The sequence below is a fragment of the Anaerostipes butyraticus genome, assembly GCF_016586355.1.
GTDB lineage: Bacteria > Bacillota > Clostridia > Lachnospirales > Lachnospiraceae > Anaerostipes > Anaerostipes butyraticus.
This window is the reverse complement of sequence record NZ_BLYI01000042.1, coordinates 1-25,758: the sequence shown is the minus strand read 5'-3', so window position 1 is coordinate 25,758 and position 25,758 is coordinate 1. Positions and strand designations below refer to the sequence as shown.

The following is a 25,758-nucleotide window of genomic DNA, read 5'->3' as shown; positions in this document are numbered from 1 at the left end:
TTAGGAATTCTGGCACTTGTGATTGACGGACTCTTCCAGAATTTTTATACTATATTATAGAAAAAGAATTTTTAGAAGAAAGGCGGATAAAACGATTGAGGGAAGAGCGATTTATTATTAAAGTGGTAGAAATGCACTACAAGCAGGGACTGTCACAACAGGAAATAGGAAAGAAGCTGAATGTATCGAGGACAACTATTTCACGAACGCTTGCACAGGCAAGACGGGAAGGATATGTGCAGATTAAGATCAATTATCCGGAAGGTTCTGCGATTAATCTGGAGGGGATGTTAGAAGAAAAATTCCAATTAAAAGAAGTTGTGATTGCAAGTGCACAGAATGAAAAAGAATTAAAAGAAGAAGTTGCTTTTTATGCCTCAGATTATCTATTGAGAACGCTGAAAAATCATGTTACCCTTGCTCTGACCAGAGGGGTAACTTTACAGAATATGGTAGAATATCTTGGAAAAGATATCCGCCTGAAATTTTTAAAAACCGATGATGTAAATGTAGTGCCATTACTGGCGGCAACAAATATTTCAATATCTGCACCGAAAAGCTACCGTATGGCTTACTCTAATTATTTGATTGAGGAAGTCGCGCGGATATTAAATGGAAATAGTTATCAGATGCTGGCACCGCAGTATGTAACTTCGCCGGAATCGAAAGAAGTATTTATGAATGAAAAAAGTATTAAAGAGGTATTTGATCTTGCAAAAAATGCGGATATCGCAGTTGTGGGTATTGGTACCTTGGATCACAATTCAGCTTTGATCAATGCAGAATTGATTCCTATAGAAGAGTTTCAACGGCTGCAGAAAAAAGGTGGTACTGGAGAAATCTTATCGCATGTAGTCGATAAAGATGGAAATGTAATACGCGATCAGTTTGAACAGCATTTGCTTAGTCTGGATTTGGAAGATTTCAAGAAGATACCAGTTCGGGTTGGGGTCACTTATGGAATGGACAAGAAAGACGCGATTCTATCGGCACTGCGGGGAGGCTATGTTAATGTGTTGATTACAGATGAGAAGGTAGCAAGATATCTAATAGAAGAAAATGAGAAATAAGAAAAAATCCCAGAGAATTTAATTCTTTGGGATTTTTTATGCTTAAAAACGCAGATTCTGCAGAAAGAAGGGTGAAATTATGAATATTACGATTAAGAAAAAATTGGAAGAGGACAGACCGCACGCATTTGATAAAAAAGTCCTGCAGAGAGAGATGGCAAAAGGGGAGCCTATGGTGAAATGGTTTTATAAGGAAGATCCGGCACCAATTGAAGACCTGGATCTGGAGACCCTTCGTACTGATATGACCAAAGGAGGAGAAGATATTACATCGACACCGATGGAAGAATTCAAAAAGCTGATTCGGGTTGGAAAACACATGATTCAGGTAACTGTATACAAAAAGGAAGGAGAAGATATTCAAAGACCGGGAATTTTATTTATTCATGGCGGTGGATTTTTTGGAGGAGCTGTAGAAGCCAAGGGAAATCAGTGCCGTTATCTTGCGGAACAGTCCGATGCAGTTGTTGTATCGCCGGAATATCGTCTGTCACCGGAGACGCCATACCCGGGAGCCATCGAAGATGTACTTGGTACACTGGACTGGATGACGGATCATGCGGATGAACTTGGTATGGATCGGAAAAGAATAGCGGTTTCGGGTGAAAGTGCCGGTGGAACATTGGCAGTGAATTGCTGCCTTTTGGATACAAAGAAACGTATTAAACTGGCAGCAGTCATATACGGAGCGCTGGATGTTCTTCCAGCGGAACAGACGGCGTATCATTGGGATTATTCTAAATATGAGATGGATGAGAGTCAGAAAGACTATATTATGAATCGATTATATCGTTTTAAAAAGCTGTCTAAGTATATGGAAAAATTGTATGTTCCGGAAGGTTTTGATCCAGGGGATGGGAATATTTCTCCTGTGTATGCAAAGGACGTTACAAATATGCCGAAAACAGTCATGATCGAAGCAGAATTTGACTATTACAGACTATCCAATGAGGTATTTGTGGAGAAAATGATACAGGAGGGGAAAGATGTGGAAGTCATACTGTACGAAGGATTGGATCATGGATTTTTTGACCGGCTGGGCAGATTGCCGCAGACAGCCGACTGTATTGAAGAAATTGCCCGGCGTGTGAAGGAAATGTAAAAAACTTGTTGACATTCATAAACCTGTATGATAATATAGGAAAATGCTTTAATGTGGGTTTGTGTGCCCATAGTCTAAGAAAAAATAAGCTTTGAATGTCAGAAAATCCATCGAAAACAAGGGGATTTTCTGCAATGTGTAGTATATAAACCAGGTTTAGATCAAGAGGTGAAAAAACGTCCATGGAAAAGAACAGAATACAGCCAATAAAATCAGGTACCGGAATGCGTATCAGCTATGCCAGGCAGGATGATGTCCTTGAAGTGCCGAATCTGATCGAAATCCAGAAAGATTCTTATAATTGGTTTCTAGAGGAAGGATTAGCGGAAGTCTTTGAAGACATTTCTCCGATTGAAGACTACAGCGATCAGTTGAGCTTGGAATTTGTTGACTACCAGCTGTGCAGGGATGATATCAAGTACTCAATCGAAGAGTGCAAGGAGAGGGATGCGACATATGCGGCACCTTTGAAGGTGAAGGTAAGGCTTTACAATAAGGAAACAGAAGAAATCAAACAGCATGATATTTTTATGGGCGACCTTCCTTTGATGACTGAAACTGGAACATTTATTATCAACGGGGCAGAGCGTGTTATCGTCAGCCAGTTAGTGCGTTCCCCTGGAATCTATTATGGAATTGCTCATGATAAGATTGGAAAGAAACTGTACTCAGCAACTGTGATTCCGAACAGAGGAGCATGGCTGGAGTACGAGACGGATTCCAATGACGTATTTAACGTACGTGTGGACCGTACAAGAAAAGTTCCGATCACTGTGCTGATCCGTGCTCTGGGCATCGGAACCAATGCAGAAATTAAAGAATTATTTGGAGAAGAGCCAAAGATCCTCGCAAGTATTGAAAAGGATCCTTCTGACAATTATGAAGACGGTCTTCTGGAACTGTATAAGAAGATCCGTCCGGGAGAACCATTGTCTGTTGACAGCGCACAGAGCCTTGTAAACAGCATGTTCTTCGATCCGCGCAGATATGATCTCGCGAAGGTCGGCCGTTATAAATTTAATAAAAAATTAGCGCTTAAAAACCGTATCGCAGGATTTGCTCTGGCAGAAGATGTTATTGATACATCAACTGGAGAGATCCTGGCAGAGGCAGGAACAGTTGTAGATAAGGAACTGGCAGATAAGATTCAGAATGCAGCTGTTCAGAGCGTTGTAATCCAGACAGAGACTGGAAATACAAAAGTATTATCTAATATGACCGTAAATCTTGCGGAATATGTAGATTTTAATCCGGAAGAAATTGGAGTACATGAAAATGTATTCTATCCGGTGCTTGAAAAGATTCTGGAAGAAGGATATGAAGGAGAAGAATTAAAACAGGTACTGAAAAAGAATGTACATGAGTTAATTCCAAAACATATTACAAAAGAAGATATCCTGGCTTCCATCAACTATAACATTCATCTGGAATACGGAGTTGGAAACGATGATGATATTGACCACCTTGGAAACCGTAGAATCCGTGCGGTAGGAGAACTGCTTCAGAATCAGTACCGTATCGGCCTTTCCAGACTGGAGAGAGTGGTACGTGAGAGAATGACAACACAGGACATTGAGTCCATCACACCGCAGTCCCTGATCAATATCAAGCCTGTTACAGCGTCTGTAAAGGAATTCTTCGGAAGTTCCCAGCTGTCACAGTTCATGGATCATAACAACCCGCTGTCTGAACTGACACATAAGAGACGTCTGTCTGCACTGGGACCGGGAGGTCTGTCCCGTGACCGTGCCGGATTCGAAGTACGAGACGTTCATTATTCTCATTATGGAAGAATGTGTCCGATCGAGACGCCGGAAGGTCCGAACATCGGTCTGATCAACTCACTGGCAACTTATGCCCGTATTAACGAATATGGATTTATCGAGGCGCCATACCGTGTTCTGGATAAAACTGATCCGGAAGATCCGGTCGTAACCAATAAAGTTGTATATCTGACAGCAGATGAAGAAGACAATTACGTTGTAGCTCAGGCGAACGAACCGCTGGATGAAGAAGGACATTTCGTTCATGCTCATGTATCCGGACGATTCAGAGAAGAAACATCCGAGTTCGACAAGGCGAGACTCGATCTGATGGACGTTTCTCCAAAGATGGTATTCTCTGTTGCTACATCTATGATTCCGTTCCTGGAGAATGACGATGCGAACCGTGCCCTGATGGGATCTAACATGCAGCGTCAGGCAGTGCCGCTTCTTTCTACAGAAGCGCCGGTTGTCGGAACAGGTATGGAAGCAAAGGCTGCTTATGATTCCGGTGTCTGCATTACGGCGAAAAACAGCGGTGTGGTAGAAAGATCTACCAGCACAAAGATTGTCGTAAAGAATGATGACGGCGGAAGAGACGAATATAATGTCATCAAATTTGCCCGAAGCAACCAGGGCAACTGTATGAACCAGAGACCGATCGTATTTGTGGGAGACCGTGTGGAAAAAGGAGATATCCTTGCAGACGGAGCTTCTACCTGCAACGGAGAAATGGCTCTTGGTAAAAATCCTCTGATTGGATTCATGACATGGGAAGGTTATAACTACGAGGACGCGGTACTGTTAAGTGAGCGTCTCGTTCAGGAAGACGTATATACATCTGTTCATATTGAAGAATATGAGGCAGAAGCCCGGGATACAAAATTAGGACAGGAAGAAATTACAAGAGATCTGGCAGGATTAAGCGAAGACGCGCTGAAAGATCTGGATGAAAATGGAATCATCCGTATTGGTGCAGAAGTGCGTGCCGGTGATATTCTGGTCGGTAAAGTAACTCCGAAAGGAGAGACAGAACTGACAGCAGAAGAAAGACTGCTGCGTGCTATCTTTGGTGAAAAAGCAAGGGAAGTAAGGGATACTTCTCTGAGGGTTCCTCACGGCGCTTATGGTGTTGTAATGGATACCAAAGTGTTTACAAGGGACAATGGAGATGAACTTCCGCCGGGAGTTAACAAGAGTGTTCGTGTCTATATTGCTCAGAAGAGAAAAATCTCTGTAGGTGATAAGATGGCCGGACGACATGGTAACAAGGGTGTAATTTCCCGTATTCTTCCGGTTGAAGATATGCCGTATCTGCCGAATGGACGTCCGCTGGATATCGTACTGAATCCGCTGGGTGTGCCATCTCGAATGAACATCGGACAGGTACTGGAAATCCATCTTTCCCTGGCTGCAAAAGTTCTGGGATTCAACGTTGCGACACCGGTATTCAACGGAGCGGACGAGAATGATATCGCAGATACTCTGCAGATGGCAAATGACTACGCCAATACAACATGGGAAGAATTTGAAGCAAAATGGAAAGATAAAGTCAATGATGATGTAATGAAGTATCTCTATGACAACAGAGATCATAGAAAAGAATGGGAAGGCGTTCCGATTGATACAACAGGAAAAGTAAGGCTGCGTGACGGACGTACAGGAGAAGAATTTGACAGCCCTGTAACCATTGGATTCATGCATTATCTGAAACTGCATCATTTGGTAGACGATAAGATCCATGCACGTTCTACAGGTCCATACTCTCTCGTAACACAGCAGCCGCTGGGTGGAAAAGCTCAGTTCGGCGGACAGCGTTTTGGAGAGATGGAGGTATGGGCTCTGGAAGCTTATGGCGCAGCTTATACACTGCAGGAAATCCTGACAGTAAAATCCGATGATGTTGTAGGAAGAGTGAAGACTTATGAAGCTATTATCAAGGGCGACAATATCCCTGAACCGGGTGTACCGGAATCCTTCAAAGTACTGCTGAAAGAGTTCCAGTCTCTGGCTCTGGATGTTAAAGTACTGGATGAAAATGCTTCAGAAGTTGAAATTAAAGAAAATGTAGACGGCGGAGATGTAAATCAGGATCTTGCGCCGATGATTGAGGGCGACGGCGTCTTCAATAATTATGAAGAAAGTGAGTCCGCGCTGGGTGCCCTGGGATATAAACAGGGAGAACTCTCAGAAGGCGAAGACAATACAATCTTATAGAAATGGATAAGCAATAGATAGTAGGAAGGAGCAGCCTTAATGATAGAATCAAGCAACGAATATTCAAGCAGCAAAATTTCATTTGATGCAATTAAAATCGGGTTGGCTTCTCCGGAAAAGATCCGAGAGTGGTCAAGAGGAGAAGTAAAAAAGCCTGAGACGATCAACTATCGAACATTAAAGCCTGAAAAAGACGGACTTTTCTGCGAAAAGATTTTCGGACCTACCAAGGACTGGGAATGTCATTGCGGAAAGTATAAAAAAGTACGTTATAAAGGCGTTGTCTGTGACCGATGCGGAGTTGAGGTAACAAAATCTAATGTCCGCCGTGAAAGAATGGGTCATATCGAATTGGCAGCACCGGTTTCTCATATCTGGTATTTCAAAGGAATTCCAAGCCGTATGGGATTAATGCTTGACATTTCACCTAGGACCCTGGAAAAAGTCCTGTATTTTGCCTGCTATATCGTGCTGGATCAGGGAGACACAGATCTTGCATATAAACAGGTTCTGACAGAGAAAGAATACAGAGAAGCATATGAAAAATACGGAGATACTTTCCGTGTTGGCATGGGAGCTGAGGCGGTCAAAGAACTGCTTCAGGCAATCGATCTGGAAGCAGAAGCAAAACAGCTGAAAGACGAATTCAAGACTGCGACAGGGCAGAAGAGAGCAAGAATCATCAAGAGACTTGAAGTTGTGGAAGCTTTCTGCAACTCTGATAATAAACCGGAGTGGATGATCCTGGATGCAATCCCGGTCATCCCGCCGGATATTCGTCCGATGGTACAGTTGGACGGAGGAAGATTTGCAACATCAGACTTAAATGACCTGTACAGAAGAATCATCAACCGAAACAATCGTTTGAAACGGCTTCTTGAACTTGGAGCACCGGATATTATCGTGCGCAATGAAAAGAGAATGCTTCAGGAAGCAGTAGACGCCCTGATCGATAACGGACGAAGAGGCCGTCCGGTCACCGGTCCGGGAAATCGTGCATTAAAATCTCTTTCTGATATGCTGAAAGGTAAGCAGGGGCGTTTCCGTCAGAACCTTCTTGGAAAACGTGTTGACTATTCCGGACGTTCTGTAATCGTCGTAGGACCGGAACTGAAGATTTATCAGTGCGGTCTGCCAAAAGAAATGGCGATTGAGCTGTTTAAGCCGTTCGTAATGAAAGAACTGGTAGAAAGAAAACTTTCTCATAACATAAAGTCAGCTAAGAAGATGGTAGAAAAACTGCAGCCGGAAGTATGGGATGTGCTGGAAGATGTTATCAAAGAGCATCCGGTTATGCTGAACCGTGCACCGACACTGCACAGACTTGGTATCCAGGCATTTGAGCCGATCCTTGTAGAAGGTAAAGCAATCAAGCTTCATCCTCTGGTATGTACAGCGTACAATGCCGACTTCGATGGAGACCAGATGGCCGTGCATCTTCCGTTGACAGTAGAAGCACAGGCAGAATGCCGTTTCCTTCTGTTATCTCCAAACAACCTGCTGAAACCGTCTGATGGTGGTCCGGTAGCCGTTCCTTCTCAGGATATGGTACTTGGTATTTACTATCTGACACTGGAAAAAGAAGGAGACAAAGGAGAAGGAAAATACTTCAAATCCGAAAACGAAGCTTACCTTGCTTATGAAAATGGGGTTATTACACTTCATGCCCGTATCAAAGTAAGACGTACCGGAGTCGACAAAGATGGAAATCCGATTTCTCAGATCGTAGAATGTACACTGGGACGTATCCTGTTTAATGAAATCATTCTTCAGGATCTTGGATTTGTTGACAGAAGCAAACCGGAAAATGCTCTGGCGCTTGAGATTGACTTCCATGTAGGAAAGAAACAGTTAAAACAGATTCTTGACCGCTGCATCAATATTCATGGAGCGACAAAATCTGCGGAAGTCCTGGATGACATCAAAGCAATCGGATATAAATATTCTACAAAGGGAGCACTGACAGTATCTATTTCCGATATGACAGTGCCGCCTGAGAAACCTCAGATTCTGGAAGATGCCCAGAAACAGGCAGAGTTTATTTCAGAACAGTATAAGAGAGGTCTTATGACAGAAGAAGAACGTTATAAGGCTGTTGTAAAAACATGGTTTGATGCCGATGAGGAGCTGACAGATAAGCTGATCAATGGACTGGATCGTTTGAATAACATCTTTATGATGGCCGATTCCGGAGCCCGTGGTTCTAATCAGCAGATCAAACAGCTGGCTGGTATGCGTGGATTGATGGCGGATACATCAGGACGTACGATCGAACTGCCGATCAAGTCAAATTTCCGTGAAGGTCTTGACGTTCTGGAGTACTTTATTTCTGCTCATGGAGCTCGTAAAGGTCTGTCTGATACAGCCCTGCGTACAGCCGATTCCGGATACCTGACCCGTCGTCTGGTTGACGTATCACAGGATCTGATCGTTCGTGAACAGGACTGCGCAAAAGATGGAGAAATTCCGGGAATGTATGTGGAAGCGTTTATGGACGGACAGGAAGTCATTGAAAGTCTGGAAGAACGTATCAGCGGAAGATATGCCGCAGAGGAAGTAAAAGATCCGAATACAGGAGAAATTATCGTAAAAGCAAACCATATGATCACGCCAAAACGCGCGAAAGCAATCGTTGACGCAGGATATACAAGAGTGAAGATTCGTACTATGCTTACATGTAAATCCCCAATGGGCGCATGTGCAAAATGTTATGGATCCAACATGGCAACAGGTCAGGCAGTACAGGTAGGAGAGGCTGTCGGAATCATCGCGGCTCAGTCTATCGGTGAACCTGGTACACAGCTTACCATGCGTACGTTCCATGCCGGCGGAGTTGCCGGTGATGATATCACCCAGGGTCTTCCTCGTGTCGAAGAGCTGTTTGAAGCCCGTAAGCCGAAAGGACTGGCAATCATCGCAGAATTTGGCGGAGAAGTCCAGATCAAGGATACGAAGAAGAAACGTGAAGTTATCATCAGCAACCGCGAGACTGGAGATGTTAAGACATATCTGATTCCTTATGGATCCAGATTGAAAGTGCAGGATGGACAGATCCTGGAAGCCGGAGACGAGCTGACAGAAGGTTCCATCAACCCTCATGATCTGCTCCGCATCAAAGGAATCCGTGCAGTTCAGGATTATATGATCCGTGAAGTCCAGAGAGTATACCGTCTCCAGGGTGTAGATATCAACGATAAGCACGTAGAGGTGATCGTTCGCCAGATGCTGAAGAAAGTCCGCATTGAAGACGGTGGAGATACAAGTTATCTTCCGGGTGCTATGGTTGATGTTCTGGAATATGAAAAGACGAACAAAGAGATGGAAGAGAAAGGACTTCAGCCTGCGCAGGCTGAACAGATTATGCTTGGTATTACCAAGGCATCTCTGGCAACAGATTCTTTCTTGTCTGCAGCATCATTCCAGGAGACAACAAAGGTACTGACAGACGCAGCAATCAAAGGAAAAGTAGATCCATTGGTAGGATTAAAGGAAAATGTAATCCTTGGTAAACTGATTCCGGCAGGTACCGGAATGAAACGTTACCGCGATGTCAAGATCAGCACAGATGTAGAAGACTTTACAATCGGTGATGAAATTGACTTCGAAGATGAAATTGATTTTGAAGAATCAGATCTTCAAAAATAATTCATAAAATGAAATGAAGGGGAAAGCCGGGATATGTCCTGGCTTTTTTCTTTTTGGAAAACAACGAAAAGTTTTTAGCGAACAAAGCAAAAGAAAATTATGTGTACTGTATTCAGTATATTACGATAGAATATCTTAAGAAATCAGAAAATACTTTTAACTTGACAAATAAATCAGAAATTGATATAATAAAACCATCAAAAGAAAGACAACTTAATAAAGAAAGAAATAGCTTAAAATGCTCCCGAAAGTTCGAAAAGAACTTTCTAAACCGGCAGTCGGTGGATGTATTAATTGGAAGAATGAGACTGACTTAACAAGATATTGCGATTCCCGGACGGAATACAGCAAGTCTTTGAACGGAAAGAACGGTAAAGGAGTCAACCTCATCAAAAAAGATACAAAGGAAGTAATTTAAGAAGTCAAAGATTTTCAGTACCGGAACAAATCATAAGAATCAACAGCTGGATCATAACAACATCCTGGGAAGGAAAAGGAAGATTCAGATGTCCGCATGGATTCCAAAGAGAAAAGAAGGTTCAAAGAATTCTTGGGATTCAGAAAATCAGGAAAAGACTTTTAAAAGGAGTTTCAGAAAGAAACTTCAAAGAGATTTCAAAAGGAGTCTTAATTCTTTAAAGAGAAAGGAAATTCGAAAAGGATTTCAGACAGGAACTCAAAAGAGATTCCGCAGAAAGTTTAAAGGATAGAAAAAGACTTTGAAGAACTCTTAAAACGATAATTTCCGAAAGGAGGAAATTTTAAAAGATACACCGACTGACCGGTGGGGCGTTTTGATAAAAGGAACTCATTAATCAATTCTCCAGAATATGTTATAAATCGAAAAGATGATGTAAAGAAATCATTTTTTTAAAGAGAAGCAGTAGGAGATGAGAAGACGGAGATAGCCATGAGAACGAAAAAGCTGCTGCAGGACGAAAGAAGGAATGATGTGACGAGAAAGCATGATTCCGGCAGCTGGAAAGATGGCGGTGATTTTCCCGATATCCATAAAAGTACTGTAAAAGATTTATAATAATTCAGGAGAAAGGTATTGACAAAGACACGCTGGAGTTATATACTAATCTAGCGTGTCTTTTTGGGTGCAAAAAAACACGTGAGTCACTAGGTGAAATGAAGTAACCAAAAGTAGAAAACATGTATGGAGGTGAAATCAATGCCAACTTTTAACCAATTAGTTAGAAAAGGGAGAAAGACATCTGTAAAGAAGTCTACAGCACCAGCTCTTCAGAGAGGATATAACTCCTTAAAGAAGAAAGCTACAAATACAAGCTCTCCGCAGAAGAGAGGTGTTTGTACAGCTGTTAAAACTGCAACTCCTAAAAAGCCTAACTCAGCTCTTCGTAAGATTGCCAGAGTTCGTCTTTCTAACGGAATCGAAGTAACAAGCTATATCCCAGGTGAAGGACATAACTTACAGGAACATAGCGTTGTTCTGATTCGTGGTGGTCGTGTAAAAGACTTACCAGGTACTCGTTACCATATCGTTAGAGGTACACTGGATACAGCTGGTGTAGCTAACAGAATGCAGGCTCGTTCTAAATATGGAGCAAAGAGACCGAAGAAAAAATAGAGTAAAACTAAATTGGTACAAAGCAGCGTAAAGATTTGATCTTTCGCTACCTTGTATAGTTGTGCCGGAACTTTATTGTTTCCTACAAAAGGTTACAGGAGATATATAGGTCCTGCACGAACATACAGAATTAAAAGTATGAGTACCGATGAATTAATTATTATTAAGGAGGGAAGAACCGTGCCGCGTAAAGGACATGTTGCGAAAAGAGACGTATTGGCAGATCCTATTTACAACAATAAGGTTGTGACAAAGTTAATCAACAACATCATGTTGGATGGTAAAAAAGGAATTGCTCAGAAAATCGTATACGGAGCATTTGCCCGTGTAGAACAGGAAGCTGGAAAACCAGCTCTTGAGGTCTTCGAAGAAGCTATGAACAATATCATGCCAGTTCTTGAAGTAAAGGCCAGACGTATCGGTGGTGCTACTTATCAGGTGCCAATCGACGTAAGACCGGACAGAAGACAGGCATTAGCACTTCGCTGGCTGACAACTTTCTCCAGAAAAAGAGGAGAGAGAACAATGGAAGAGCGTCTTGCAAAAGAAATTCTTGATGCATCCAACAATACAGGTGCATCTGTAAAGAAAAAAGAAGATATGCACAAAATGGCAGAAGCAAACAAAGCGTTCGCACATTACAGATTCTAATCTTATCAAAAGATTTATTCTGCGGATGTTTTACTTAAAAACAATAGGAGGAAAAAACCTTGGCTGGAAGAGAATATCCATTAGAGAGAACCAGAAATATTGGTATTATGGCTCATATCGATGCTGGTAAAACAACATTAACAGAGCGTATCCTTTATTATACTGGTGTTAACTATAAAATTGGTGATACTCATGATGGTACTGCTACCATGGACTGGATGGAGCAGGAGCAGGAAAGAGGTATCACAATTACTTCCGCTGCTACGACATGCCACTGGACTCACCAGAAAGAAAACAAACCAGAGCCAGGTGCGCTGGAGCATCGTATCAACATCATTGATACACCAGGCCACGTAGACTTCACAGTAGAAGTAGAGCGTTCCCTGCGTGTACTTGACGGTGCAGTTGGTGTGTTCTGTGCAAAAGGCGGAGTAGAACCTCAGTCTGAGAACGTATGGCGTCAGGCTGACACATACAATGTACCAAGAATGGCATTTATCAATAAGATGGATATCTTAGGTGCAAACTTCTACGGAGCTGTAGACCAGATCAAAGAACGTCTGGGCGCTAATGCGGTTGTACTGCAGCTGCCGATTGGTAAAGAAGATGACTTCCAGGGAATCATCGACCTGTTCGAGATGAAAGCCTACATCTACAATGATGAAAAAGGTGAGGACATCTCTATTGTTGATATTCCTGAAGATATGCAGGAAGATGCAGAACTTTACCATACAGAGCTGATCGAAAAGATCTGTGAGTTAGATGATGATCTTATGATGGAATACTTAGAAGGAGATGAGCCATCTGTTGAATCATTAAAAGCAGCCTTAAGAAAAGGAACATGTGAATGTACAGCTGTTCCAATCTGCTGCGGATCTGCTTACAGAAACAAGGGTGTTCAGAAATTACTGGATGCAATCCTTGACTATATGCCGGCTCCAACAGACATCCCATCTATCAAAGGTGTAGATGAAGATGGAAATGAAGTCGAGAGACATGCCTCTGATGAAGAGCCATTCTCAGCACTTGCATTTAAGATCATGACAGACCCATTCGTTGGAAAACTTGCATTCTTCCGTGTATATTCCGGAACATGCAAATCTGGATCTTATGTATTAAATGCTACAAAGAACAAAAAAGAGCGTGTTGGACGTATCCTTCAGATGCATGCCAACAAGCGTGAAGAATTAGATACTGTATACTCAGGAGATATCGCTGCTGCTGTTGGATTTAAGACAACAACAACAGGTGATACAATCTGTGATGAGAAGTATCCAGTTATTCTGGAATCCATGGAATTCCCAGAGCCGGTTATCGACGTAGCGATCGAGCCTAAAACTAAGGGAGACCAGGGCAAGATGGCAGAAGCACTTGCTAAACTGGCAGAAGAAGATCCTACATTCAGAGCTCATACAGATCAGGAGACAGGACAGACGATCATTTCCGGAATGGGAGAACTTCATCTTGAAATTATCGTTGACCGTCTGCTTCGCGAGTTCAAAGTAGAAGCAAACGTAGGTGCTCCTCAGGTAGCATACAAAGAAACATTTACAAAAGCAGTCGATGTTGACAGCAAATATGCAAAACAGTCTGGTGGACGTGGACAGTATGGACACTGTAAAGTACACTTTGAGCCAATGGATGCCAACGGAGAAGAACTGTTCAAGTTCGAATCTACTGTTGTCGGTGGTGCGATTCCAAAAGAATACATCCCAGCAGTTGGAGAAGGTATCGAAGAAGCAGCTCAGTCTGGTGTCTTAGGTGGATTCCCAGTACTTGGTGTAAAAGCTACAGTATATGATGGATCTTACCATGATGTCGACTCTAGTGAGATGGCATTCCACATTGCCGGATCTATGGCATTTAAAGAAGCAATGCAGAAAGCAGATCCAATCCTTCTTGAGCCAATCATGAGGGTTGAGGTTACAATGCCGGAAGAATACATGGGTGATGTAATTGGTGATATCAATGCACGCCGCGGACGTATCGAAGGTATGGATGACATTGCTGGCGGTAAGATGGTTCGTGCATTCGTTCCACTTGCAGAAATGTTTGGATATTCTACAGACCTGCGTTCTAGAACACAGGGACGTGGTAACTATTCAATGTTCTTCAGCAGCTATGAGCCAGTGCCGAAGAATGTACAGGAAAAAGTACTTGCAGATAAGTAAGAAAACACGCTTTTTTCAGGAAAATAGGCTTGAAATATTTATGTAAATGAAATATAATCAAATTTAGGACAGCCCTTATACGGGCGGCTATATAGAAGTAGTAAATTTTATTATTTGTAATTGCCCGTAGGGCGAATAAGGAGGACATTTAAAATGGCTAAAGAAAAGTTTGAGAGAACCAAACCTCATTGTAACATTGGTACCATCGGACACGTTGACCATGGTAAAACAACTTTAACAGCAGCTATCACAAAAGTTCTGGCTGAAAGAGTAGAAGGAAACAAAGCTGAGAACTTCGAAGATATCGATAAAGCTCCAGAAGAAAGAGAACGTGGTATCACAATCTCTACAGCTCACGTTGAGTATGAAACAGAAAAACGTCATTACGCTCACGTTGACTGCCCAGGTCATGCTGACTATGTAAAGAACATGATCACTGGTGCTGCTCAGATGGACGGTGCTATCCTTGTTGTTGCTGCAACTGATGGTGTTATGGCTCAGACTAAAGAGCACATCCTGCTTTCTCGTCAGGTAGGTGTTCCTTATATCGTTGTATTCATGAACAAATGTGACATGGTAGACGATGAAGAATTATTAGAATTAGTAGAAATGGAAATTCGTGAATTATTAAATGAATACGAATTCCCAGGTGATGATATTCCTGTAATCCAGGGATCTGCTTTAAAAGCTCTTGAAGATCCAAGCGGAGAATGGGGAGACAAGATCATGGAACTTATGGATGCTGTTGACAGCTACATTCCAGATCCACAGCGTGACACAGACAAACCATTCCTTATGCCAGTAGAGGACGTATTCTCTATCACAGGACGTGGTACTGTTGCTACAGGTAGAGTAGAGAGCGGTGTTCTTCACGTATCTGACGAAGTTGAAATCGTTGGTATCAAAGAAGAAACAAGAAAAGTTGTTGTAACTGGTGTAGAAATGTTCCGTAAACTGTTAGACGAAGCTCAGGCTGGTGATAACATTGGTGCATTACTTCGTGGTGTTCAGAGAGACGAAATCGAAAGAGGACAGGTTCTCTGCCAGCCAGGATCTATCACATGCCATACAAAATTCACAGCTCAGGTTTACGTATTAACAAAAGATGAAGGTGGACGTCATACTCCATTCTTCAACAACTATCGTCCACAGTTCTACTTCAGAACAACAGACGTAACAGGTGTTATCGAATTACCAGAAGGAACAGAAATGTGCATGCCTGGTGATAACGTAGAAATGACAATCGAACTGATCCATCCAATCGCTATGGCTCAGGGATTATCTTTCGCTATCCGTGAAGGTGGACGTACTGTAGGATCAGGACGTGTTGCTCAGATCATCGAGTAATTATATCTGATAACAGAATATTGATGTAAATACAGCCCTGGAAACTTCGGTTTCCGGGGTTTTCTGTTATCATAAAAAAGCCCCAATAGTTTCTTTCACTATTAGGGCCCAGATTTTGACAATCCTTTATTCAACAACAACAGCGGTTCCACTTGCAGTTACCATCAGCATACCATTATCAGCGCCGAGAACCTCATAATCAATATCTACTCCGACGACGGCGTTGGCTCCAATGGATTCTGCTCTGCTTTCCATTTCCTTAATTGCATCTTCTCTTGCCTGGATCAGTTCTTTTTCATAGCTTTCTGAACGGCCTCCAAAGAAGTTGGTAAAGGAAGCTGCGATATCTTTTACAAAATTGACACCGGAAATTACTTCTCCGAAGACAATCCCTTTATATTCGATAATTCTTTTTCCTTCTACGGAAGGTGTCGTTGTAGTAATCATAACAATTCTCTCCTTTCTCTATTAAATATATCACAATAAAAGTATACCATATCTTATCCAATTGACAATGAGATGCAGTTTCTTTTGTAAATTCATTACGACTTTTTTCTTCCTTTAAAAATCAACATTTGCGGCATTTCAGAGATTACTTTGTGATAAAAAGCAAATTACTGCCAGAGCCGAATAAGATGGAGAAAAAGAAACTTAAGGAAAATAAGAATTTCCTTACATTTGTTTAGAATCCTTTTAGAAATGTTTATAAGGAGAATATTGATGAAGTGTGGAATTCTGCTATAATAAAGACATACTTTTTCATATATTTTTTAATCCTCTCTTTTTTGAACCCCGCGAAAGCGGGGTTTTTTTATTGTTAGGCTTTAAACTTTGAAGAACAAATAAACTACCTGCTATGTAGGTAAGTCAGCACCGCTTTAGCTTACAGTAAAAAACCTCCAGTAATACAATAATGTTGGTTTGCCAGCCACATTAAGGATCAAAGGAGATTATCCATATGGATGTGCAGGGTATAGCACATGCGAAATGGAATTGTAAGTACCATCTGGTATTTGCGCCGAAATTTAGAAGAAAGATCATATATGGAAAGTTAAAAGCAGATATAGCAAAGATTCTCAGTATGCTATGCAGGAGAAAAGGAGTAAAAATTGTAGAAGCAGAAATGTGCAGAGATCACGTTCATATGCTGGTAGAGATACCGCCAAGCATAGTGTGTCAAGTTCTGTAGGGTATCTAAAAGGGAAAAGTACGCTCATGATATTTGAAAGGCACGCAAATCTGAAGTATAGATTTGGGAACCGACATTTCTGGTGCAGAGGATATTATGTAGATACGGTAGGGAAAAATGCGAAAAAGATACAAGAGTATATCCAAAATCAATTGCAGGAAGACTGGGAATATGACCAAATGACTCCCAAGGAGTATATAGATCCGTTTTACGGGAGAGCCAGTAAAAACAAACAAATAGAAAGAGTCTGAAAGGACTCAGTGAGTAAATGATGCTGTGGCTGGCAGACCAATTCGATGAGTCTTTAGACTACAGTACCGGTAATGAGCCCTTATAGGGCGTGAGCAAACCACCGGCTAAGTCGGTGGTTTTGATTACTATAAAATATTTCCTTGAAATCTTATAAAGATTCCGCATCGGTACTAAGATAGTTAATAATGGTTTCGGTAATAATTAGTAAAGGAAGATGAGAGTATACAGTGAGGCCTTTTTCTTCCATAATGACATCCGAATGTCCGATTAAAACAACGTCTGCATATCTTTCTAATTCTGTCATGGCTTTACAACAACACACAACAGTTCTTGCACCGATATGGCGGGCAACACGAAGAGATTGTGCAAGTTCTGGAGTGCTATTTCTTACGGAGAGAACAAATACGGTATCTGCGGATGTAACCAGATTTTTGGTTTGTTCCATCCATTTTACATCTTTTACAACAATAGCATGATATCCCATTAACTGTAGATACATTTGAAAATGTTCAGCAAACATGGCAGTAAAGCCACGAGCATAGATGAAAATTTTTTCAGCATTATTGATATGATCAATTGCCTTTAAAATTGCAGGAATTGGAATATTTTCAATAGTTTGCGTAGATTCTTGATAGACTTTATCCAGTAATTTATTGATGGCATATGGGGATACATTTTTACTCTTATCTTTATCTTCTTTTGAAATCAGATAACGTAATTCTGCGATCCCCTTAAAACCACATTTTTGGATAGTTCTTGATACAGTCGCTGGGGATGAAAATGTTTTATCAGCAATATTTGTTATGGAAAGATAAGAAATTTTATTTTCGTTTTGAATAATAAAATCAACAATGTATCGCTCGGTCTCTGATAATTGTTCATATATGGTTTTGTCAATTTGAAAAATCATGGTGGTGCCTCCACAAATGATGAAATTTATAATAATTGTAACATATAAATGGAAGCAGTACCAATGATGGTATGAAAATTGTTTCATATTTGATTTCAACCTGGACTAAGTGTGAAAGGGTTTTCGGTCAAAGTCTATTTATTTTGAGTTTAAAATTAATTAGAATAATTACAACAGATAAAACAAATAAGAAATTCAATGGCCATGAATGACTTAATGTGACAACATGATAGGAAATAAGATTTAACATGAAAGAAGGAGGAAGTATGTATACAACATTAAAGGAAGTACTAAAAGAAGCGGAAGATCTTAATATGGCTATTGGAGCATTTAATACGCACAATTTGGAAATGTTGCCATCAATTATTAAAGCGGCAGTTAATCAGAGAACACCGGTGATCATTCAGACGAGCTGCGGAACAGCAAATTATATCGGACATAAAAATCTGGTCAGTGTTTGTAAATCTATGGCAGAACAGTATGGGATAGACGTAGTTCTTCATTTGGACCATGCAAAAGATTATGATGAGATCAGAAAGGCAATTGATGCCGGATATAGTTCTGTTATGTTTGATGGATCATCTTTGCCATTAAAAGATAACATCCTTGGGACAAAAAGGGTTGTTGAATACGCAAAGAAAAATGGAGTCAGCGTAGAAGCTGAATTGGGAACTGTTGGCGGAACAGAAGATGGAGTCGTGGTAGAACAAAAAGATGTATGTTATACAAACCCGGAAGATGCTGTAGAATTCGTTAAACAGACAGGAATTGATGCATTGGCAGTAGCAATTGGTACAAATCACGGGCAGTATAAATCAAAAACCAATATTAATTTTGAAAGATTAAGGGAAATTAAAGAGGTCGTTGATATTCCGCTTGTCATTCATGGAGGTACGGGAGTAAAAGAAGAGGATGTCAAGAAGGTTATCAATCTTGGAATTCGTAAATTTAATGTAGGAACGGAACTCCTGGTTGGATGGAACAGACAGGCAAAAGAATGCTATGATAAAAACAAAGAAAACATTTCAAACAGAGAAAATGTCGTACCATGCTTAAATACAATTGATGAAATTGTTGAAAGAAAGATCAGTTTATTTAAGAATATACAATAATGAGGGGGGCAGCATAAATGAGAGCTGGATTTTATTTAGGAAACCATACTTATGAAGTGAAGGAAGTTCCAGATCGTAAACCAATAGATCATGAAGTTAAGATTGAAGTTGCATGGTGTGGACTTTGTGGAACAGATATTCATAAGTTTGAAGGGAAAAATGGAGCAAGTGTTGTCGTACCACCTATTATTTTGGGCCACGAGTGTTCAGGAATTGTTACAGAAGTAGGAGAAAATTGTGAGTACTTTAAACCGGGGGACCGTGTGGCATGTGATCCAAGCTGGGGGTGTGGAAAGTGTGAATGGTGTAAGAAAGGATATCCCAATTTCTGTATTCACAGGCATGGTGTAGCAAAGGGATTTGCAGAATACGTTTATCCTCCAGAAGAAAATGTATATAAAATTGATGATTCCCTGGATTTAGAGGATGCGGCATTTACAGAGCCATTATCTTGTGTATTACATGGTGCAGATTTGCTGCATATAGAAAATGGTTCGAATATTGTTATGTACGGTATGGGTTCTATTGGAAGTTTAATGTTGCAAGTCATAAAATTGTCTGCTCCAAAAAATTTGATCGTTGTTGAGCGGGAAAAGAATAAGCAGGAATTAGCAATGGAATTAGGGGCAACTATAGCATGTACAGATCAGCAGATAGAAGAAATTGCTGGAGAATTAAATATTGATTATGTTATAGAATGCATCGGATTAAAAAGCACGATGGAACAGGCAATTCATATTGCGGGAAAACAAGCAAAAGTATTGTTGTTTGGATTAGGTGATCCGGAAAAACCGGTAGCATTCAATCAATTTGAGGCGTATACAAAGGAATTGAGTATATACACTTCTTATCTAAATCCACATACGAGCAGGAGAGCGATTTCGCTGCTTGAGAGTGGAGTGATTGATACAAAAAAAATCATTAGTAAGAGATTGACATTAGAGGAGATGGGGGAAGAACTTAAAACGAAAAAATATTCACGGAAAGGAAAAGTAATGGTTTCTCTTAGCGGGAAACATTAAGGAGGATAATATATGGTTATATCTGCAATTTTAGTAGCTTTATTAGCAACATGTGGACAATGGTGGTTCTTTGGACCAATTACAAAATGTTTGGTTTATCCATTAACAACCGGTACGCTCGTTGGAGTATTCATGGGGGAACCAATGACCGGTATGATCGCAGGAGCGACAATTCAGTTAATTTATCTTGGATGGATTTCAGCCGGAGGCACCATGCCAAGTAATACAATCGTAGCAGGAATTTTTGGTACAGCACTTACGATAATGTCTGGAGCTGATCCCAAAATGGCGGTAACATTTGCGATTCCTTTCAGCATGCTGGGATTGTTGCTAAATCAGGTTTATATGACAGTAAATGCAGCATGGATTCATCAGGCAGATAAGCTGCTTGAAAAAGGAAACATTAAGGGTGTAAGGCTTATGAATTATCTGCCATCATTTTGTATGGCACTGCTGTTATATGGGGTGCCGGCTTTTGCAATGATTATGTTTGGAAGCAGCTGGGCACAGTCAATGCTAAATGCAGTACCAGAGAGTATTATCAATGCATTGGAAGTTGTTGGAGGAATCATGCCTGCATTAGGTATCGCAATGTTACTAAATTATCTTGGAAAAAAGACTTTAATGCCATGGTTTTTTGCAGGATTTTTCTTAACAGAGTATAGTAAACTGGATTTAACAGCAGTTTCGATTTTTGCAGCGGTTATAGCAATTATTTTATATTTCAATCAGGGTAAGGAAACAACGTCAGAGCATAGAGAGAAGAAAAAAGTCAGACGTTTATCTGTGAACAAGAAAGTAGAAGTAAAAGAAATAGGAGAAAATACGGAAGAAGTAAAAGAAACAGCAAAAACAACAAATGAAGTGAAAAAGAAATTATCGAAGAAAACGTTAATTAAGACATGGCTGCTAACCACGAGTACAGAAGCATGCTACAATTATGAAAGATTACAGGCACTTGGAATCGCAAATTTAATGATCACGCCAATTAGAGCATTATATGATAAAATAGAAGATCAGGTAGTCGAATTAAAGAAATATCTTGTATTTTATAATTCAGAAGTATTTACAATTGGGCCGATCATCAATGGTATTACATGTTCTATGGAAGAAGCAAGAGCAAACGGAGAAAATGTAACAGCTAAAGATATAAACTCTGTAAGGACAGGATTAATGGGACCGGTAGCCGGTATTGGAGATACTGTAATGCAAGGAATTCTTTTCCCTATTCTATTTGGAATTGGATGTTCTATGGCATTAGATGGCAGTTATCTTGGGCCAATTTTTGCGACAGTAGTATTTGAGGTTTTAATTTTTACATGCGGATACTTTATGTTTATGACAGGATATAAACAAGGAAAAACCTCATTGCTGAAAATCCTGAAAGATGGAACGGTTGACAAGATTATTAATTCATTTAGTATTGTTGGACTTATGGTAGTAGGGTCTATGGCGGCAACACGTGTGGCAGTAAATACACCGTTAGCAATTACTGTGGGTGAGGGTGTTACAGAAATTCAGAAAGTTTTAGATTCTTTGGCACCAGGGTTAATTCCTCTTGGAATTACAATGCTTGTATGGCAGATGCTCCGAAAGAAAGTAAATACACTTTGGATTATTGTAGCAATTTTTATTGTTGGTATTATCGGATACTATACAGGAATCTTAGGATATGCAGGATAATTAACAAACAATAAAAAATATAAAACAAATACAGGAGGCAGAAAAATATGGTAAACATAATTTTGATCAGTCACGGAGAGTTTTGCGAAGGGCTGTTAAAATCGCTGATCATGGTAACCGGAGATGATTATGGGATTAAAACTGTAGCATTATATCCGGGAATGACAGCAGATACTTATAGAGAAAAACTGAATCAGACCATTTCTGAAAATGAAAATGCAGATGGAACATTGATTTTGGCAGATATCGTTTTTGGAACACCATTTCAAAGTGCGGCGTATATGTCGAAAACACATAAAATTGGTCTGGTATCAGGAATGAATATGCCAATGTTAGTGGCGGTTGCCTCCGAAAGAAATGAAAGCAGCACATTAAAGGATCTCGTTGCGGTTGCAACAAATTCTGATTACTATGGAATTAAAGGAACTTTATTTGAGGAAGGAGAAACAAGACGTCGTGGAAAACTTAGTATTAACAAGGATTGATGATCGGCTGATTCATGGACAGGTTATGACAGCGTGGATAAAAAATAAAAAAGCAACACAAGTGGTGATCGTAGATGATCTGGTAGCGGAAGATGATTATATGATTGAAGTATTGGAGATGGCAATTCCAGAGGAAATTGCTATCGGGATTTTCAATAGAGAAGATGGGGTCACGTTTTTTTCACAGGGACTTGATGAGCCAACAATCCTTCTTGTAAAAGGGCCGGAAGTATTAAATTATCTGGTAGATCACGGAATCAATATTGAAGAAGTTGATGTCGGCGGAATGGGAGCAGGAAATGGAAGGAGTGTATTATACAAAAATATTTCTACCAGTCCAGAAGAAAATGATCAGTTTAAGGCATTATTAGATAAAAATGTAAATGTTTTTATTCAGGTAATGCCGAACAATAAACCAGTAGATATTAGCAGTTATTTGAAATAAGGAGTGCTCATATGAATACAGAAAAACTAACGGGGAAAGTAATTGTTATTACAGGAGCAGCAAGTGGAATGGGGGCTGCGATGGCAAAAGACTTTTCAGCCAGAGAAGCAAAAATAGCAATTTTTGATATGGATGAAAAAAAAGCGCAGCAAGTCGTAAAGGAAATACAGGATGCAGGAGGAATTGTTGCATTTTATAAGGTTGATATTACAAATAAAACTCAGATTGAATCAGCAGCTTCTGATGTAGAAGAAAAATTTGGGGCAATCACATCTTGGGTAAATTCGGCAGGAGTATCAAAGATGCTTCCATTTTTGGATTGTGATGAAGAACTTTGGGATCTTACGATGAATGTTAATTTAAAAGGAACATTTTTATGCTGTCAGGTGGCAATTGATAAAATGCTGAAAAATGGTGGCGGATCAATTCTTAATATGTCTTCTTTGTCTGGGAAAAAACCAAGTTCATGGCAGACAGTGTATTGTGCAAGCAAATTTGGGGTACAAGGACTGACACAATCTATAGCAAAAGAGTTTGCAGATAAAAATATTCGTGTGAATTCCATTTGCCCTGGGATTGTGCATACTGAAATGTGGGATCGATTAAAGTATGAATATGCCAAAAAACGAGATTTAGATCCAGAAGAAGTGTTACCATATTTTGAGAAGAATATTCCAATGCATAGATTAGTAGATCTTCAGGATGTAATTCAGGCAGCAATTTTCTTATTGACAGATTGTTCTTCTTATTTAACTGGTCAGTCTATTAATTTAGTTGGTGGAGAGTGGATGGATTGATGAAGAAAGTGTTAATTCTTTTAGCTGGATATCCTGGAACTGGCAAAAGTTATATGGCAGACATCATTATAAAGAAATTTCCAAAACTAAGATTGCTTTCACCAGATGATATAAAAGAAGAATTCTGGGATAAGTATGGATTTGATACTTTAGAGGAAAAAGAAGAATTGATCTTAAAAGCTTGGAAAGCATATTATGAAAGAATGGAAGAAGCGTTTTTACAAAAAGAAAGTCTGATCTCTGACTATCCTTTCAGTGTAAAACAAAAATCTTCGATTGAGAAATTAGCACAAAAATATGAATATCAGATATGTACGATTCGGCTTGTTGGTAAAATTGATATTCTATTTGAGAGACAAAAACAACGGGACTTGAATGATTCTAGACATTGGGGGCATATTCTGACAAGTTATCATAAATCAGATATAAAAATAGATCGTAAAAGGGCTGACAATCTTTTAGATTATAAAGAATTCTATAAAAGGTGTACGCAAAGAGGATATGGAGAATTTACGCTCGGAGATACTATAGAAGTAGATGTCAGTGATTATGATAAGATTAATTATCCAGAAATACTTCAATGGCTGGAAAATAAAATATAAGATGTAATAATTAAAAAGTACCATCAGTCTCTAGAGAAAAGGTGGTGCCGGCATTACCGCCGGCACCACTTTTTCTATCCTGATTCCCTTTCAATTTTGGGGTAATACAAAAAGATAATAATAATGAAACCTCTAAGATTTAATATTCTTTGAAAAAATCTGCAGTGAAGCTTATAAACTGTTTCAGCAAAACGCAGTTCTTGGAATTATCATTGATAATAAGATAAATACTGCGTTTTGGCAGATCGGTGATGGGAAGCAGTTTCAGACCGGGAGTCTGTGCGCACAGCGTGTAAAAACGTTCTGGAAGCAGGGAAATTCCAAGTTTTCCAGAAGGAGCCATGCAGTTTCCGGAAGGAAAATGGGGCTGTGTAGTGGCAATGCTGAATGCCGCATCAAAAGGACGCAAGGCCGCATTTTGTGATAAAACCGTAGTCTGCCGTGGCGGAAAAGCAGGGCTTGGATTTCAGACGCTGGAAAAGGGAACTAAGGAATACTTTTTATCAACCGGAGAAAAAGGACCAAAAGCCGGAGAATTTTATAAAAAAAGTCCCCAGCTTGCCAGAAACTATATGTCAGAGATACCAGAACCGACTTCAAAGGAATATGTGGTCTTTGTGCCACTCAATGAACTGCTGGCGGATCAGCATCCGGATGCGGTTGTATTTTTGGCAAATGCAGATCAGATTTCTGGGCTGGCGACTCTGGCAAACTATGATAAAAAGACGCAGGATCATGTTAAAGTTCTGTTTGGGGCAGGATGTGTCCAGGCCATTCGTTATCCAATGGCGGAAGAAGAGAAAAATGGAGACTGCTGTTATATCGGTCTGACAGATCCATCAGCCAGAAAGTGTATAGACAAGGATATTTTGTCATTCAGTATTCCGTGGCACCGGTTCCTGGAGATGGAAGAAGAAGCAGAAGGAAGCTTTCTGACAAAGGAAAGCTGGAATCAGATTGCCAGGAGAATTGTGTCATAAAAAGAACCCTTTTCTTTTTGCGCAGGATTATATACAATAAAAGAAGATGACAGCATTTTATAAATGCAGAAGGAAGAAGGGAACGATATGTCAGTAAAGAAAGTAGAAGAATATTTAAAACAGTTCCATATTGAACATAAGATTCAGATTCTGGATCAGTCCAGCGCTACAGTGGAACTGGCAGCAAAAGCGGTGGGATGCGAGCCGGCAAGAATTGCGAAAACATTGTCATTTTATGTCGGACCGCAGCCAATTTTGATCGTAGCGGCAGGTGATGTGAAAATTGATAATAAGAAATATAAACAGGAATTTGGAACAAAGGCAAAGATGATTTCATTTCAGGATGTGGAAAAGGTTATCGGCCATGCTCCGGGCGGTGTATGTCCGTTTGCTGTAAACCGGGGAGTTAAGGTATATCTTGATCAGTCTCTGAAGCGTTTTAAGACAGTTTTCCCGGCAGCAGGAAGCGGGAACAGCGCTATTGAAATGAATATGAAAGAACTGGAACAATGTTCAAAAGCAGAGAAATGGATTGATGTGTGTAAAGAGGTATGAGAAATCATACCTCTTTTTTATTACTGTGAAACATTAACTTTCAGGTAGCCAAAAAAGCGCAGACTACTCCCTGATAAATTTTAATGTCTTTTTAAACTTAACTGGAAATCTTATGAGGCAACGACAGGAGCTTCCCAGCCAAGCGCTTTTAACTTTTTGAGATATG

Annotated in this window: 20 protein-coding genes and 1 pseudogene; 19 read left to right on the top strand and 2 right to left on the bottom strand. The window is 40.3% G+C overall.

Going from position 1 to position 25,758, the window contains the following annotated elements; translation table 11 throughout:
* Nucleotides 1-95 precede the first annotated feature (95 nt).
* From JMF81_RS09255 to tuf, 9 genes are all read left to right on the top strand, one after another.
* A complete protein-coding gene (locus JMF81_RS09255) occupies nt 96-1,070 on the top strand; it encodes a sugar-binding transcriptional regulator (RefSeq protein ID WP_201311173.1) in 975 nt (324 codons plus the stop codon).
* A gap of 79 nt (nt 1,071-1,149) precedes the next feature.
* A complete protein-coding gene (locus JMF81_RS09250) occupies nt 1,150-2,172 on the top strand; it encodes an alpha/beta hydrolase (protein WP_201311172.1) in 1,023 nt (340 codons plus the stop codon).
* Between the two features lie 182 nt (nt 2,173-2,354).
* Nucleotides 2,355-6,152: a DNA-directed RNA polymerase subunit beta gene (rpoB, locus tag JMF81_RS09245; RefSeq protein ID WP_201311171.1), complete on the top strand. Its 3,798-nt coding sequence runs from the start codon at nt 2,355-2,357 to the stop codon at nt 6,150-6,152.
* Between the two features lie 39 nt (nt 6,153-6,191).
* The gene (rpoC, locus tag JMF81_RS09240; RefSeq protein ID WP_201311170.1) at nt 6,192-9,797 is read left to right on the top strand and encodes a DNA-directed RNA polymerase subunit beta'; all 3,606 of its coding nucleotides are present in this window, start codon (nt 6,192-6,194) and stop codon (nt 9,795-9,797) included.
* Between the two features lie 910 nt (nt 9,798-10,707).
* On the top strand, nt 10,708-10,833 hold the full coding sequence (locus JMF81_RS16530; RefSeq protein WP_274954671.1) for a hypothetical protein: 126 nt from the start codon (nt 10,708-10,710) through the stop codon (nt 10,831-10,833).
* A 141-nt stretch (nt 10,834-10,974) separates the two neighbouring features.
* The gene (gene rpsL, locus JMF81_RS09235; protein WP_201311169.1) at nt 10,975-11,391 is read left to right on the top strand and encodes a 30S ribosomal protein S12; all 417 of its coding nucleotides are present in this window, start codon (nt 10,975-10,977) and stop codon (nt 11,389-11,391) included.
* Nucleotides 11,392-11,571: 180 nt separating this feature from the next.
* A complete protein-coding gene (rpsG, locus tag JMF81_RS09230; protein WP_201311168.1) occupies nt 11,572-12,042 on the top strand; it encodes a 30S ribosomal protein S7 in 471 nt (156 codons plus the stop codon).
* A 59-nt stretch (nt 12,043-12,101) separates the two neighbouring features.
* Nucleotides 12,102-14,213 (top strand): elongation factor G, encoded by a 2,112-nt coding sequence (fusA, locus tag JMF81_RS09225; protein ID WP_201311167.1) that lies wholly within the window; start codon nt 12,102-12,104, stop codon nt 14,211-14,213.
* A gap of 153 nt (nt 14,214-14,366) precedes the next feature.
* Nucleotides 14,367-15,560, top strand: coding sequence for an elongation factor Tu (tuf, locus tag JMF81_RS09220; RefSeq protein ID WP_201311166.1), 1,194 nt, complete (start codon nt 14,367-14,369; stop codon nt 15,558-15,560).
* Between the two features lie 126 nt (nt 15,561-15,686).
* On the opposite strand, the gene JMF81_RS09215 is transcribed toward tuf, so the two are convergent.
* On the bottom strand, nt 15,687-16,007 hold the full coding sequence (locus JMF81_RS09215; RefSeq protein WP_201311165.1) for a putative heavy metal-binding protein: 321 nt from the start codon (nt 16,005-16,007) through the stop codon (nt 15,687-15,689).
* Nucleotides 16,008-16,518: 511 nt separating this feature from the next.
* On the opposite strand from JMF81_RS09215, the pseudogene tnpA reads away from it, so the two are divergent.
* Nucleotides 16,519-17,000, top strand: a pseudogene (gene tnpA / locus JMF81_RS09210) (IS200/IS605 family transposase).
* A 149-nt stretch (nt 17,001-17,149) separates the two neighbouring features.
* On the opposite strand, the gene JMF81_RS09205 reads toward tnpA, so the two are convergent.
* Complete coding sequence (locus tag JMF81_RS09205) at nt 17,150-17,911, bottom strand: MurR/RpiR family transcriptional regulator (RefSeq protein ID WP_201311164.1); 762 nt, start codon at nt 17,909-17,911, stop codon at nt 17,150-17,152.
* 266 nt (nt 17,912-18,177) lie between these two features.
* Here JMF81_RS09205 and JMF81_RS09200 point away from each other — a divergent pair, with 266 nt between their 5' ends.
* The 9 genes from JMF81_RS09200 to JMF81_RS09160 all read left to right on the top strand — a co-directional run bounded on the left by JMF81_RS09200 (nt 18,178) and on the right by JMF81_RS09160 (nt 25,592).
* Nucleotides 18,178-19,023: a class II fructose-bisphosphate aldolase gene (locus JMF81_RS09200; protein WP_201311163.1), complete on the top strand. Its 846-nt coding sequence runs from the start codon at nt 18,178-18,180 to the stop codon at nt 19,021-19,023.
* A gap of 17 nt (nt 19,024-19,040) precedes the next feature.
* On the top strand, nt 19,041-20,045 hold the full coding sequence (locus JMF81_RS09195) for a zinc-dependent alcohol dehydrogenase family protein (protein ID WP_201311162.1): 1,005 nt from the start codon (nt 19,041-19,043) through the stop codon (nt 20,043-20,045).
* A 12-nt stretch (nt 20,046-20,057) separates the two neighbouring features.
* The gene (locus JMF81_RS09190) at nt 20,058-21,728 is read left to right on the top strand and encodes a PTS system mannose/fructose/sorbose family transporter subunit IID (RefSeq protein ID WP_201311161.1); all 1,671 of its coding nucleotides are present in this window, start codon (nt 20,058-20,060) and stop codon (nt 21,726-21,728) included.
* Nucleotides 21,729-21,775: 47 nt separating this feature from the next.
* A complete protein-coding gene (locus JMF81_RS09185) occupies nt 21,776-22,213 on the top strand; it encodes a PTS sugar transporter subunit IIA (protein ID WP_201311160.1) in 438 nt (145 codons plus the stop codon).
* Nucleotides 22,185-22,658: a PTS system mannose/fructose/N-acetylgalactosamine-transporter subunit IIB gene (locus JMF81_RS09180; protein WP_201311159.1), complete on the top strand. Its 474-nt coding sequence runs from the start codon at nt 22,185-22,187 to the stop codon at nt 22,656-22,658. The genes JMF81_RS09185 and JMF81_RS09180 overlap by 29 nt, the downstream gene beginning before the upstream one ends.
* A gap of 11 nt (nt 22,659-22,669) precedes the next feature.
* Entirely contained in the window at nt 22,670-23,455 is a 786-nt protein-coding gene (locus JMF81_RS09175) for an SDR family NAD(P)-dependent oxidoreductase (RefSeq protein ID WP_201311158.1), read from the top strand.
* Nucleotides 23,455-24,057 (top strand): AAA family ATPase, encoded by a 603-nt coding sequence (locus JMF81_RS09170; protein WP_201311157.1) that lies wholly within the window; start codon nt 23,455-23,457, stop codon nt 24,055-24,057. The genes JMF81_RS09175 and JMF81_RS09170 overlap by 1 nt, the downstream gene beginning before the upstream one ends.
* Nucleotides 24,058-24,374: 317 nt before the next feature.
* Nucleotides 24,375-25,037 (top strand): DUF169 domain-containing protein, encoded by a 663-nt coding sequence (locus tag JMF81_RS09165; protein WP_279323889.1) that lies wholly within the window; start codon nt 24,375-24,377, stop codon nt 25,035-25,037.
* 87 nt (nt 25,038-25,124) lie between these two features.
* Nucleotides 25,125-25,592 (top strand): YbaK/EbsC family protein, encoded by a 468-nt coding sequence (locus tag JMF81_RS09160; protein WP_201311155.1) that lies wholly within the window; start codon nt 25,125-25,127, stop codon nt 25,590-25,592.
* The last annotated feature ends 166 nt before the right edge of the window (nt 25,593-25,758 follow it).

What these genes read in the sequence shown, in the direction of transcription:
- JMF81_RS09205 (WP_201311164.1), bottom strand. Translation starts at nt 17,911, where the DNA reads ATGATTTTTCAAATTGACAAAACCATATATGAACAATTATCAGAGACC.
- JMF81_RS09215 (WP_201311165.1), bottom strand. Translation starts at nt 16,007, where the DNA reads ATGATTACTACAACGACACCTTCCGTAGAAGGAAAAAGAATTATCGAA.
- rpoB (WP_201311171.1), top strand. Translation starts at nt 2,355, where the DNA reads ATGGAAAAGAACAGAATACAGCCAATAAAATCAGGTACCGGAATGCGT.
- JMF81_RS09175 (WP_201311158.1), top strand. Translation starts at nt 22,670, where the DNA reads ATGAATACAGAAAAACTAACGGGGAAAGTAATTGTTATTACAGGAGCA.
- tuf (WP_201311166.1), top strand. Translation starts at nt 14,367, where the DNA reads ATGGCTAAAGAAAAGTTTGAGAGAACCAAACCTCATTGTAACATTGGT.
- JMF81_RS09200 (WP_201311163.1), top strand. Translation starts at nt 18,178, where the DNA reads ATGTATACAACATTAAAGGAAGTACTAAAAGAAGCGGAAGATCTTAAT.
- JMF81_RS09195 (WP_201311162.1), top strand. Translation starts at nt 19,041, where the DNA reads ATGAGAGCTGGATTTTATTTAGGAAACCATACTTATGAAGTGAAGGAA.
- JMF81_RS09250 (WP_201311172.1), top strand. Translation starts at nt 1,150, where the DNA reads ATGAATATTACGATTAAGAAAAAATTGGAAGAGGACAGACCGCACGCA.
- JMF81_RS09185 (WP_201311160.1), top strand. Translation starts at nt 21,776, where the DNA reads ATGGTAAACATAATTTTGATCAGTCACGGAGAGTTTTGCGAAGGGCTG.
- JMF81_RS09160 (WP_201311155.1), top strand. Translation starts at nt 25,125, where the DNA reads ATGTCAGTAAAGAAAGTAGAAGAATATTTAAAACAGTTCCATATTGAA.
- JMF81_RS09170 (WP_201311157.1), top strand. Translation starts at nt 23,455, where the DNA reads ATGAAGAAAGTGTTAATTCTTTTAGCTGGATATCCTGGAACTGGCAAA.
- JMF81_RS16530 (WP_274954671.1), top strand. Translation starts at nt 10,708, where the DNA reads ATGAGAACGAAAAAGCTGCTGCAGGACGAAAGAAGGAATGATGTGACG.
- rpsL (WP_201311169.1), top strand. Translation starts at nt 10,975, where the DNA reads ATGCCAACTTTTAACCAATTAGTTAGAAAAGGGAGAAAGACATCTGTA.
- rpoC (WP_201311170.1), top strand. Translation starts at nt 6,192, where the DNA reads ATGATAGAATCAAGCAACGAATATTCAAGCAGCAAAATTTCATTTGAT.
- JMF81_RS09190 (WP_201311161.1), top strand. Translation starts at nt 20,058, where the DNA reads ATGGTTATATCTGCAATTTTAGTAGCTTTATTAGCAACATGTGGACAA.